This window comes from Metabacillus mesotrionivorans, assembly GCF_052171315.1.
GTDB lineage: Bacteria > Bacillota > Bacilli > Bacillales > Bacillaceae > Bacillus_P.
The window spans coordinates 83698-94405 of record NZ_JBQMFF010000009.1; the positions used below are offsets into that span (position 1 = coordinate 83698).

Consider the following 10708-nt stretch of genomic DNA (forward strand, 5'->3'; position numbering starts at 1 on the left):
GTGAGGTATGGACTAGATAAAATAGAAGAAAATTACAATCGATTCAGGCCTTTGGGTTGGCGAAGGATGGAGGCTTATTTGTTTTTTGTTTCTCTGGTACCTTTTTTTGCAATCTGCACCCGTTCCTTTCCCGCGGTTAAGGAGGGGAACAATTGAGACGTTTTTGTGACCTTCCCGCTGGTTGCCGCCATCTGAAGGGAACAATCTAGCTGCTTTTGTGACCTTCGCTTGGATTTTCGCTCGCTGAAGGGAGCAATCCAACCCCTTTTGTGACCTTCCCGCTGGTTGACGCTTGCTGAAGGGCACAATCCTAACGCTTTTGTGACCTTCCCTCTGGTTGCCGCTTGCTGAAGGGCACAATCCTAACGCTTTTGTGACCTTCCCACTGGTTGCCGCTCGCTGAAGGGAGCAATCCAATCGCTTTTGTGACCTTCCCACTGGTTACCGCTCGCTGAAGGGCACAATCCAAACATTCTCGTGCCTTCCAGGGGGTCTCCCACTCCCTTCCATCCCGCAGGAATCAAGCTCCTTCCGCTGCAATCCACTGGGGTTTAACAAAAAACAAAAAGAACACCCTCATCAGGTGCTCTCAAGTCATCTATTCTTTGTTCCAGTCTTTTTTAAACTGTTCCTGCTTGATTTCAAGTTCATCCAGCATGTTTATTAAACGGTCGATATCTTCAAGGTCGGTTGATTCGGGATCCATGGAATCAATCACATTCATGAACATATTCAGCCGTGATTTTAAATATTGTAGTTGTGAGTCTTTATCATGAACGGCGTTGCCCAAGATGTATCTCTCCTTTCACTGTTACAGTTATCGTAGCTTATTCCAGGAACTTTGACAACCGCCCACGAGCGTGAGGTGTTCCAAACTGACGGGTTCATGTTAGAATGTTCTTTATGTGAACTTGAAAAAGGAGTTTTATGAATGAATGCATCAGCTGTGAATCTGCTGCCTATCACCCCTTCTCATGATCCATGGGAAGCTTATTTAGATGTAAAACAATATGGAAAAATGACCCTTACGAATGTGGAGTTTACAACGACGACACTTTGCAATATGCGGTGTGAGCATTGCGCCGTAGGGTACACCCTTTCTCCAAAGGATCCCCAGGCACTTCCGCTCGAGCTGATCTTGAAACGGCTTGAAGAGGTTGAGACGCTCCGCTCAATCAGTATTACAGGCGGAGAGCCGATGCTTTCCAGGAAATCCGTTGATCAGTATGTGCTTCCTCTTTTAAAGTATGCCCGGGAACGCGGGGTGCGTACGCAAATAAATTCGAATTTGACGCTTGATCTGGCCAGGTATGAAAAGATTGCCCCGTACCTTGATGTGCTGCATATCTCCCATAACTGGGGAACACTCGATGACTTTGCCGAAGGCGGCTTTGCGATGATGGAGAAAAAACCATCTTACGCGCAGCGAACAGCCTATTTTGACCGGATTGTAGAAAACAGCCGGGCGCTTGTTGATGCGGGCATCATGGTTTCCGCAGAAACGATGCTGAACAAGCGGACGCTTCCTCATATTGAAAAGATACATAAGCAGATTACAGAGGACATGAAGTGCCAGCGGCATGAGGTGCATCCTATGTATCCATCCGACTTTGCAAGCACGCTCGAAACGCTGACTCTTGCCGAAACAAGAGCTGCCATTCATCACCTGCTTGATATCCGGAATGAGGATGTCTGGATGCTGTTCGGCACGCTGCCGTTCTACGCTTGCAGCACAAACGTTGAAGATACTGAGCTGATTAAGAGGCTTCGCACTTCCAAAAACGTGACAGTAAGAAATGATCCCGACGGCCGTTCAAGACTGAATGTCAACATTTTCAACGGCGATATCATCGTGACTGATTTTGGTGATACGCCTGAGCTCGGAAACATTCAGCGCGACACTCTTCAGTCGGCCTATGACCGCTGGAATGACACAGAGGTTGCGCGCGGCCTGAACTGCCACTGCCCAGCTGTATCATGCCTTGGCCCGAACCTGCTTGTGAAAAACGCCTATTACCCTGATGTGGATTTTCAGTCCAGAAAATCCGTTATCTAAACTAAAAAGCGAGCCATTTGGCTCGCTTTTTATCGTGGCTGTTCAGAGACGGTAAAACCGAAGGAAGCGTGATCCTGCACAGGAATCCAGGCTCCAATTCCCTGTGATGTTACATTTTGGACAACGATTTTGCGCTTGTTGCCTTTCAGCACCAAGTACACTTCGCCGTAAGTCACCTTGCCTTTTTCACTGACGGCAGGTGCATAGGCGTTCAAATAGCCAAGGCGCTTAACCGGGACGTTATAGACCTGGTCTTTCTTTGAGCCCGTCCCAATGATCGTTTGAAAAGACAATGGAAGATTTGTTTTCTTCATCGCTTTGAGCAGCATCATCTTTTTCACGTCTTCTTCGTTCGGGATCCGCGCTGTCAGTCCGCCTTTGACCTGCTTTTGAGACTCCTGCTTGTAGTGAATCTGAACGGCCGCTTTTCCGCCCCTGTTGTCAAAAAAGTTCGTGTTGATCTTTTGATATTCCCAGTTTACTGCGGTTTCGGACGACTCATAGTTCAGTGCCCACTGGCCAAGAAAAATCGTTGCTCTGTAGCCGATTGCAAGCTTATTGTCCGGAATCGATGATTCATTTAAGAGACGAATCAAATTCGGATTTTCAATCGCGATTTTTGATGTATCGATTAACCCTTGTGTAAACTCGCTCGGCTGCAGATACGGAAGGTCCTGTGTGGGATTCGGATAGGTGTTTTCTTTTGAAATATCCAAAACCGAACTTGGTATTTTTGCTTTCGGTGCTGCAGACACAGAGCCTGAAAAACTGATTGATAAGAGCAAAGCCATTGAAACGAGGATCCATTTTCTCATTTCCTAAACCCCTTTCGGTTGCTTTCCCTTATTGTTTTCAAGCCGTTGTGTCTTTATCCCCAAAATTACGTTTTTGCGATCCACTTTCCAAGCACCGCATGTACCCTTGGATTGCAGAGCTGAATAAGCGGTCCAATTGCAAATGTGATAATGATGGTGCCAAGGCCAATCGGTCCTGCGAACAGGAGGGCAAGCAGCAAAGCGGCTACTTCACCGATCGTTTTTGACGCCATCAGGCTGAGCCCGAATCTCTCGTGCAGCGTGAGCATCAGCTGGTCGATCGGATTTGCCGGAAAGTTTGTTTGAAGGTAGATGGAGACTCCAATCGCAATCAGGAAGATTCCTGAAAGGAGGATTCCCGCTCTGCCTGCAAAGCTCTGCATCTCAAATTCCTGAAAAACGCGCAGCATCCAGAAATCGACGAAAAAGCCGATCAGCAAAATAGTCATCACACCGAGCACTTTCGGCGCCTCGCGCATAATCAGCGCATTAAGGACAATAATCAGTATCCCAACGATAAAAATCCAGCTCCCGACCGTCAGGCCAATTTGATCTGTCAGCCCTACATTCAGCGCATCCCAGGCGCCGGCGCCAAGATTTGCTTTAATCGTTAATGTCACCCCAAAGGCCAGAATAAAAAGACCGGCCGCGAAAAAAATCAACCGAAAAATCATGCTCCCCCAACTCCTTTATGTTCTATATGTATGTCCACGAAGTCATTCTAAATAACTGAATATTTACAAAGTTTAAACTATATGTTACCTTAGAGGTAATCGTTACAAATTGTTTCGTCCTACACATAAAAGACTCTGTGCCGCCTGCACAGAGTCTCTTTTTTTACAGAAGATAAAACCCGATGCCCATAATCAGGTAAGCTGCAAGCAGCGTCGCCCCTTCAAACCAGTTCGTATCACCGTCATTGGTGATGGATATCGTCAGAAGTACAGCTGTGATCATGGAAATCAGTTCCGGCACTGTAAAGACAAGAGGCATTTTCTTTGTAAACAGCAGTGAAATCAGGACGAGAACAGGCGCCACGAACATGGCCACCTGAAGCGTTGACCCGACGGCAATTTCGACTGCAACATTCATTTTATTTTTATAAGCCATAATGATCGCGGAAGCATGCTCTGCAGCATTTCCGACGATGGCTACGATGATGACCCCGATAAACAGTTCGCTCCAGCCGAATCTCTCTCCCACTGCTTCGAATGTATGTACAAGGCTTTCAGACACATAGGCAACAGCGGCTGTGGCAAGCAGGAGAATCAGCAGCGCCTTTTTCGCCGACCATTCCGCTTCTTCGTCATGTCCGGCTTCGTCAGTCTCATGCTTGTAAACACCGCGGTGGGTCACAAGCTTAAAAAACAGCGCAGCGAGATATAAAAGAATTAAAATGACGGATATTCCCACACTCAAGTTTAACGTCTTTGTCTCGTCCATGTCCATCGAAAAAATTTCCGGAATGACAAAAGCGACAATCACAGCAAAGATCAGCAGCCCTGAATTATGCCTCGCATCATAGACGCTGAATTCCTGCCGTTTGTATTTTAATCCCCCTACAAAAAAAGAAAGACCGGCGACAAGCAACAGGTTCCCAAGTACTGAGCCAGTAAGGGATGCCAGCACAACCCCGATTAAACCAGCTTTTAAGGCGAAAATCGAAATAATCAGTTCAACGGCATTTCCAAACGTAGCATTGAGCAGCCCGCCGACTCTCGGCCCCGCTACAACGGCAAGACTCTCCGTTGCCCGCCCCATATAACCTGCAAGAGCAATAATGGTCAGGCAGTATACGGCAAACATGATCACTTCAGGCCAGTGGAGCAGCCTCCCGATAATGGAAAGCGGCACACCGGCCATAACGGCGATAAAAAAGATTCGATTCACACATATCCCACCCTTTCTATGTCTTATTCTTTCTCTATTCTGCAAAAAATTAAACCACACCCTTTTCCTGCGTATGAAACGGGTAAATTGATGCAGATTAATGATAGATATGAAAGGAGTGGATAGTTATGAGCGATTCAAAACAAAGAGTCATTCAAATGCTCAAAGACCATAAAATTGGAACACTTGCGACCATTCGCGAGAACAAGCCATTCTCGAGATTTATGCTGTTTTTCCACGAAGATCTGACGTTGTACACGGCAACCAATAAAGAAACGCATAAAGCAGATGACATTGAAAGCAACCCGAATGTCCATGTTCTTTTAGGGCTTGAAGGCAGCGGATGGAACAATGAATACGCAGAGGTTGAGGGAACAGCATCTTTTGAAGAATCTGCCGAACTAAAAAAGAAATTCTGGCAGGAGGATTTGAAAGAGTGGATTTCCGGTCCGGATGACCCGAATTATGTACTGCTAAAGATTCAGCCTTCGTCGATCAGGTATTATCAAAAGGCCGGAAGTGAGCCTGAAGTCATCAAAATGTAAGCAAAAAGACCGTGCCTGCGCACGGTCTTAATTTTTGATTTCAAACGTCTCCGTCACTTCAATACTCCCCTCAACGGAACGCACCATCGGGCAGTTCTTCCTCGCAAGCTTCACGGCCTGGTCCACCTTTTCTTCCTTCAAGCCATTTCCAGTAATAACGTAATGAATGGCAATACTCTCAATCCGGTTCGCTTCCTCTTCATTGCGTTTCACGGATGCCTGAATCGTGATGTCCTCTACCTCAAGTCTTTTCTTCTCAAGAATTCCGCGAAGAACACCCCCGCTGCAGACAGCAATGGATGAGACCATCAGCTGATACGGACGGAACCCGTATTCTTCATTCCCTGCAACATGCAGTTCCCCGTATTCAAATTCAGCAGAAAAGCCTACTTCCCTCATTTTAAATTCCATTTGAATCATCCTCTCTTTTTTGCCATCATACCCCAACTTTCTCGGGTGGAAAAAGAAATGTGCTTGTCTGCATGGAAAGATGCGTGTAACATTCAGGATGGAAAATCAAGTTAGGAGTCAACCTCATGTCAAAATTCAAATTTGCGATTTTAGTCAGCATTGTCGCCATCTCAGGTTTTTCTCAGGGCATGCTGCTGCCACTGATTGCCGTTATTTTTGAAAAAGAAGGATACTCTTCTTCTGTAAACGGTCTTCATGCGACAGGGCTTTATATTGGGGTGCTGCTTGCGTCCCCTTTCATGGAAGGACCTCTTAAGAAATTCGGCTTTAAGCCGCTGATCCTTGTCGGCGGACTCATGGTGGCTCTGAGCCTGTTCGGCTTTTTATGGTTTCAGTCCTTCTGGTTCTGGTTTTTGCTGAGGCTTTTAATTGGCGTTGGAGACCACATGCTCCATTTCTCCACCCAGACATGGATTACATCGATTTCATCCGAAGAGCGGAGAGGACGGAACATTTCGCTCTACGGTCTGTTTTTCGGACTGGGATTTGCGGCCGGACCGCTGATGGTACCGCTAGCAGAAATCAATACGTCTCTGCCGTTTATCGTATCAGGCAGCATCAGTCTGATTGCCTGGGCATTCGTCTTTTTCCTGAGAAACGACTTTCCTGAGCATGATACAGGCTCAACCTCTTTCTTTGGAACAGCTAAACGATTTGCTAAAGCATCGCGTCTTGCCTGGGTTGCCTTCCTGCCGACCTTCGGATACGGATTTCTTGAAGCTTCCCTGAATGGCAACTATCCTGTTTATGCTCTAAGAACTGGCATTGATGTCGCATCTGTATCCATTATTCTGACGTCATTCGCAGTCGGCGCCATCCTTTTCCAGCTGCCGCTTGGCATCATCAGCGACCGGTACGGCAGAAGAAACACCCTTTTATTTGTCATGCTCTCCGGCTTCGCAGCATTTATGGCGGCAAGCTTTGCGGAAACCCTTGTTCCGCTCATGATCTGCTTTTTCACTGCAGGCATGATGGTCGGATCAACATTTTCTCTCGGCATCAGTTTTATGGCTGACCTTCTGCCTAAGAACCTTTTGCCGGCGGGCAATCTGCTCTGCGGAATCTTCTTCAGCATCGGCAGCATATCCGGCCCTTTCCTAGGCGGACTCTACATCGAAACCGTGGATTCAGCCAATTTCCTGCACGTCGTCAGCTTTATCCTGCTGCTTATTTTCATTACCCTCGCCTTTTACAGGCAAAAGAAGCTTGAACCGGTAAATTCATAAGAAAAGCGGAAGCGCCCGTTTAGCTGACTTTTTGGGGGATTTTGTTCTGGCAGAGGAGCTGGGTGCTGGAGCTAGACATCAATGTTCAGAACTTTAAACTTTCTTAAACATAAATCAAACCGCCAATCTAAAAAAATTGGCGGTTTTTTTAAAATATAGGTTGAACATTTTGAATTATCTGTTATATAATAGCATTAACAAATACAAACTGTATCATAACAAACAATAACAGGAGGATGAGTGAAATGAAAAGACAGGAACGCAAAAATATGATCGAGTTTATCGCTAAAATGAAGGATATCGAGTCAGAAACACTTATGTACATGACAGATGAGGACATTGAGCATATCTACACTTCGGCTTATCACTCTTACATTCAATGGAGTGAGTAATCAAAACACACCAAAAAAGCAAACCGCCCCATGCGGTTTGCTTTTTTTTGTTAATGATAGCCGTTCTGCCCGTTGGCACTTCCGCTTGTCTTGTTCTGCGGCTTGCTTTTCGAGCTCTGTTTCGTGTGGCTTCCGCCCTTTTTCGTATGCTTTGTCATGATTGGTCACCATCCCGGCTATAGTTTGAAGACCTGGGTCTTCTCCCTTACTGTCTCACAGACAGACGGTGAGTATGAGTCACAATCACTGGAAAGCTACGTTTGTTTTTTCCGCGAATAAAGAACGGCATTCAGCTCACCGCCAAGCATAATGATCATGCCGGACAAGTAAAACCAGATCATCAAGACGATGATCCCGCCGAGGCTCCCGTAAGCGGCGCTGTAGTTTCCGAAGCTTGAAACATAATAAGAAAATGCAAACGAAACCGCAGCCCATCCGACTGTTGCAAAGACAGCACCCGGAAAAACATCCTTGATATGCAGCCGTTTATTCGGCGCAAAAAAGTACAGGGCGGTAAACACAATGAATAGAATGACGGCACTCACAAGCCATCTTGCCATGTTCCAAAACGCCAGAAAGGCATCTGACAGACCGAACACGGAAAAGAGAAAAACACCTAATTCTTTTCCGAAAACAGGCAGCAAAAGCGCAACAAGAATGACAAACACCATCGCGATGGTTAAAAGAATGGCCATTCCCCGTGCTACGATGAATGACCTGCTTTCTTCCACCTCATAGGCACGATTGAATGCGCGTACGATGGCATTGATTCCGTTTGACGCCGACCAAAGAGTGGCCAGGATCCCAAAGGAGAGCAATCCACCGCTTGATCCAGCCACGATTTCAGTCAGAGTCCTCTCAATCAGTTTGATCGATTCCCCCGGTGCATACTGCGCGAGGAAATTCAGCAGATCATCCTGGGACAGAGGCAAAAAAGCAATAAGAGTAATTAAAAAGATTAAAAACGGAAAGAGAGACAGCAGAAAAAAGTACGCAAGCTCTGCTGAGAGGCCGATCAGCTCGTCTTTTGAAAAACGCCTGATCAGACTTCTGATGATGGATTCCTTCACATGCTGCACGCTCCTCCGCTTATTTATCCGTCAGAAACCTTTCTTTTGTTTCTTCAATCATTTGGAGTACCTGCGGAGTTGTTTCCTTCAGTTCATTGATTTTTTCATTAATAAAATCAATATCGTCTTTCGCTTCCTGCACAACTGCCCTCGCCTTGTCAATCTGCTCTTTAATCTCTTCAGTCAGGAGCGACGGGTTTTCAATGTAGACAGCTGTTTTATCCTTCAGCGTGATTCCCTGCCGGACAAACTGATCTCTTGTCGGCTTGTGCAAAAGAGTAATGGCTCCTCCGATTGCTGCACCTGCAAAAACACCTTTTAAAAACAAACTGTTCGATTCACTCATCAATATCCCCCGCTTCTTTTAATTGATGTTCCTCCATAATCTTGTTTAACAAAAGCCTGCAGCCGTTATAAACCATGTCATACACCTCTTCAAAATTATCGGTGTAATACGGATCCGGCACATCCGCAATATCCGAATCCGGCACAAAATCCATCAGCCGGCCGACGTATCCAGTTTTTGAATATCCGGCAAGCCTTCTTAGAAAACCAAGATTTTCATTATCCATCGCGATAATATAATCACTTTCCGTCAAGTCGTCCATTGAAACCTGTCTTGCAGCGATTCCTTCAAAGCTAATCTGATTTTCTTCAAGCATACGCCTTGTGCCTTCGTGGGGCCCCTTCCCGATGTGCCAGTTTCCTGTGCCTGCGGAATCAGCGGAAATAAGCCCGCTCAAGCCTTCTTTTTCAATTAAATGTCTCATGATGCCTTCTGCCATTGGCGAACGGCATATATTCCCTAAACAAACAAATACTACTTTAATCATCAATATCCTCCCGGGTGATGTCCATAAACCGCACGTTATTTTATATGTATGAGTGTACATGCCGCCTTTATGGTACTTTTCTCTATTCTTTCATAAGTGATTCAAGAATAAGCATCTTTCATCCATATAAAACATGTTACAATAAATCATACTTACAATGGCAAGCTGAAAGGATGAATCCGTTTGAATAATCTGTCTGAAAAATCGGTTGAAAACGTAGAATTTATGATTGAGCAAATTAAAGAAAAGCTTCGCGTCATTAATATCGGCGCCATCAAGCCTTCTCATTTTGACGAGGAAATGTACGAAGAGCTGAAAGACATTTATGATCATGTCATGAAAAAGAACACGTTCTCGCCGAATGAAATGCAGGCGATCGTTGAAGAGCTCGGCAACCTCCGCAAAGTATAAGCTCCTGCGAAGAAAAAGATTCTAAAGCCAGTCCCCTTTTGCATATATGTGTAAAAAGGGGGCTGAAATCATGGCTGCAATGTGGTGGCTTGCAACAATCATGCTGTTTTTATTATTGGTCGTCTGTATCGTGTTTGTCATAGTAGCATTAAAATCGGCCATTCATACAGAGGATGCCGTTACGATTGATCCTCTTCCTGACGCGGAGGATTCAGAAGAAACTCCTCCAGAAAAAGAAGAATCTGAAGACAAAAAATAACCCGGTGCGTTTTTTACGCCCGGGCTGTTTTTTTTTTATTATTTTAAAAGGTTCAGCGATTCACGTGTGAATGCCGGCAGATCATCCGGTGTACGGCTTGTGACAAGCTGATTGCCGCAAACGACAACCTCTTTGTCATGGAAGTTTGCACCTGCATTTTTAAGATCAACGGCAATGGATGTGTAGCCTGTCGCATCACGTCCGTTCAGCGTCTCAGCTGTAATGAGAAGCTGCGGTCCGTGGCAGATGGCAAACACAGGCTTTTTCTCATCCATAAATGCTTTGGCGAATGTTACAAATTTATCATCTGCACGGAGGATATCCGGTGAGAAGCCTCCTGGAATGAACAGTGCATCAAAATCTTCCGGTTTTACATCATCAATGGACGCATCCACCTTAACAGATTCCTGTCCCTGTTTTCCCTTCACTGTTTTTCCTTTTTCATTTTCAATAACTGTCAGTGTGTGTCCTGCTTCCTTGAATGCTTTTGCAGGATCTGTGTATTCAGAGTCCTCAAAATGATCGGTCATAACTACTGCGATTTTTTTACTCATCGATTAGAACCCTCCTATTTGATTGACAGTGTATAAATTACCCTTTTACTAAAAAAATAAAACACACGATGCTTTTGTCGATTGATGGAGCAGATTCCTTTCGCTTCTAAGACTAATGACCTGCCTTCTTTTTAAAAATACAGTCATCCCCTCTTAAAACAGGGCCATCCTCCTGCAAAACTCTTC

At 45.5% G+C, this 10708-nt stretch carries 15 protein-coding genes; 6 read left to right on the forward strand and 9 right to left on the reverse strand.

The genetic code is table 11. The annotated features are described in order from the left end of the window. Positions 1 to 598: 598 nt before the first annotated feature. Positions 599 to 790, reverse strand: coding sequence for an SE1561 family protein (locus ACTSEZ_RS18365; RefSeq protein ID WP_029285889.1), 192 nt, complete (start codon positions 788 to 790; stop codon positions 599 to 601). Between the two features lie 141 nt (positions 791 to 931). Between ACTSEZ_RS18365 and yfkAB the strand changes: the two genes are divergently transcribed. Further along, positions 932 to 2056, forward strand: a complete 1125-nt coding sequence (gene yfkAB / locus ACTSEZ_RS18370; protein WP_369735797.1) for a radical SAM/CxCxxxxC motif protein YfkAB — start codon at positions 932 to 934, stop codon at positions 2054 to 2056. 29 nt (positions 2057 to 2085) lie between these two features. On the opposite strand, the gene ACTSEZ_RS18375 is transcribed toward yfkAB, so the two are convergent. The 3 genes from ACTSEZ_RS18375 to cax form a co-directional block, all read right to left on the reverse strand. Continuing rightward, positions 2086 to 2871, reverse strand: a complete 786-nt coding sequence (locus ACTSEZ_RS18375; RefSeq protein ID WP_369735798.1) for a YfkD famly protein — start codon at positions 2869 to 2871, stop codon at positions 2086 to 2088. 65 nt (positions 2872 to 2936) lie between these two features. Next, positions 2937 to 3545 (reverse strand): YczE/YyaS/YitT family protein, encoded by a 609-nt coding sequence (locus ACTSEZ_RS18380; RefSeq protein ID WP_369735799.1) that lies wholly within the window; start codon positions 3543 to 3545, stop codon positions 2937 to 2939. A gap of 163 nt (positions 3546 to 3708) precedes the next feature. Beyond that, a complete protein-coding gene (cax, locus tag ACTSEZ_RS18385) occupies positions 3709 to 4761 on the reverse strand; it encodes a calcium/proton exchanger (RefSeq protein ID WP_369735800.1) in 1053 nt (350 codons plus the stop codon). A gap of 128 nt (positions 4762 to 4889) precedes the next feature. On the opposite strand from cax, the gene ACTSEZ_RS18390 reads away from it, so the two are divergent. Continuing rightward, positions 4890 to 5306, forward strand: coding sequence for a pyridoxamine 5'-phosphate oxidase family protein (locus ACTSEZ_RS18390; protein WP_369735801.1), 417 nt, complete (start codon positions 4890 to 4892; stop codon positions 5304 to 5306). Between the two features lie 27 nt (positions 5307 to 5333). On the opposite strand, the gene ACTSEZ_RS18395 is transcribed toward ACTSEZ_RS18390, so the two are convergent. After that, a complete protein-coding gene (locus tag ACTSEZ_RS18395; protein ID WP_369735802.1) occupies positions 5334 to 5717 on the reverse strand; it encodes an OsmC family protein in 384 nt (127 codons plus the stop codon). Between the two features lie 125 nt (positions 5718 to 5842). Here ACTSEZ_RS18395 and ACTSEZ_RS18400 point away from each other — a divergent pair, with 125 nt between their 5' ends. Both ACTSEZ_RS18400 and ACTSEZ_RS18405 read left to right on the forward strand, forming a co-directional pair. After that, a complete protein-coding gene (locus ACTSEZ_RS18400; protein WP_369735803.1) occupies positions 5843 to 7003 on the forward strand; it encodes an MFS transporter in 1161 nt (386 codons plus the stop codon). 245 nt (positions 7004 to 7248) lie between these two features. Next, positions 7249 to 7395, forward strand: coding sequence for a BH0509 family protein (locus tag ACTSEZ_RS18405; RefSeq protein WP_035207669.1), 147 nt, complete (start codon positions 7249 to 7251; stop codon positions 7393 to 7395). A gap of 254 nt (positions 7396 to 7649) precedes the next feature. Here the strand turns inward: ACTSEZ_RS18405 and ACTSEZ_RS18410 are convergent, their stop codons facing one another. From ACTSEZ_RS18410 to ACTSEZ_RS18420, 3 genes are read right to left on the reverse strand one after another with little or no spacing between them, the layout of a single operon-like run. Then, entirely contained in the window at positions 7650 to 8474 is an 825-nt protein-coding gene (locus ACTSEZ_RS18410; protein ID WP_369735804.1) for a YihY/virulence factor BrkB family protein, read from the reverse strand. Between the two features lie 10 nt (positions 8475 to 8484). After that, complete coding sequence (locus ACTSEZ_RS18415; RefSeq protein WP_369735805.1) at positions 8485 to 8811, reverse strand: YtxH domain-containing protein; 327 nt, start codon at positions 8809 to 8811, stop codon at positions 8485 to 8487. After that, complete coding sequence (locus ACTSEZ_RS18420; RefSeq protein WP_369735806.1) at positions 8804 to 9298, reverse strand: low molecular weight protein-tyrosine-phosphatase; 495 nt, start codon at positions 9296 to 9298, stop codon at positions 8804 to 8806. The genes ACTSEZ_RS18415 and ACTSEZ_RS18420 overlap by 8 nt, the downstream gene beginning before the upstream one ends. Positions 9299 to 9481: 183 nt before the next feature. On the opposite strand from ACTSEZ_RS18420, the gene ACTSEZ_RS18425 reads away from it, so the two are divergent. Both ACTSEZ_RS18425 and ACTSEZ_RS18430 read left to right on the forward strand, forming a co-directional pair. Then, entirely contained in the window at positions 9482 to 9709 is a 228-nt protein-coding gene (locus ACTSEZ_RS18425; RefSeq protein WP_029285869.1) for a DUF1128 domain-containing protein, read from the forward strand. A gap of 70 nt (positions 9710 to 9779) precedes the next feature. Beyond that, a complete protein-coding gene (locus ACTSEZ_RS18430) occupies positions 9780 to 9968 on the forward strand; it encodes a hypothetical protein (protein ID WP_369735807.1) in 189 nt (62 codons plus the stop codon). Between the two features lie 38 nt (positions 9969 to 10006). Here ACTSEZ_RS18430 and ACTSEZ_RS18435 read toward each other — a convergent pair whose 3' ends face one another. After that, positions 10007 to 10522 carry a type 1 glutamine amidotransferase domain-containing protein gene (locus ACTSEZ_RS18435; RefSeq protein WP_369735808.1) on the reverse strand — a complete coding sequence of 172 codons (516 nt, stop codon included), beginning with the start codon at positions 10520 to 10522 and terminating at the stop codon, positions 10007 to 10009. Positions 10523 to 10708 lie beyond the last annotated feature (186 nt).

Excerpts from the sequence above, each read along its gene's own strand:
- yfkAB (WP_369735797.1), top strand. The coding sequence starts at position 932 with ATGAATGCATCAGCTGTGAATCTGCTGCCTATCACCCCTTCTCATGAT.
- ACTSEZ_RS18375 (WP_369735798.1), bottom strand. The coding sequence starts at position 2,871 with ATGAGAAAATGGATCCTCGTTTCAATGGCTTTGCTCTTATCAATCAGT.
- ACTSEZ_RS18380 (WP_369735799.1), bottom strand. The coding sequence starts at position 3,545 with ATGATTTTTCGGTTGATTTTTTTCGCGGCCGGTCTTTTTATTCTGGCC.
- ACTSEZ_RS18390 (WP_369735801.1), top strand. The coding sequence starts at position 4,890 with ATGAGCGATTCAAAACAAAGAGTCATTCAAATGCTCAAAGACCATAAA.
- ACTSEZ_RS18395 (WP_369735802.1), bottom strand. The coding sequence starts at position 5,717 with ATGGAATTTAAAATGAGGGAAGTAGGCTTTTCTGCTGAATTTGAATAC.
- ACTSEZ_RS18400 (WP_369735803.1), top strand. The coding sequence starts at position 5,843 with ATGTCAAAATTCAAATTTGCGATTTTAGTCAGCATTGTCGCCATCTCA.
- ACTSEZ_RS18405 (WP_035207669.1), top strand. The coding sequence starts at position 7,249 with ATGAAAAGACAGGAACGCAAAAATATGATCGAGTTTATCGCTAAAATG.
- ACTSEZ_RS18415 (WP_369735805.1), bottom strand. The coding sequence starts at position 8,811 with ATGAGTGAATCGAACAGTTTGTTTTTAAAAGGTGTTTTTGCAGGTGCA.
- ACTSEZ_RS18420 (WP_369735806.1), bottom strand. The coding sequence starts at position 9,298 with ATGATTAAAGTAGTATTTGTTTGTTTAGGGAATATATGCCGTTCGCCA.
- ACTSEZ_RS18430 (WP_369735807.1), top strand. The coding sequence starts at position 9,780 with ATGGCTGCAATGTGGTGGCTTGCAACAATCATGCTGTTTTTATTATTG.
- ACTSEZ_RS18435 (WP_369735808.1), bottom strand. The coding sequence starts at position 10,522 with ATGAGTAAAAAAATCGCAGTAGTTATGACCGATCATTTTGAGGACTCT.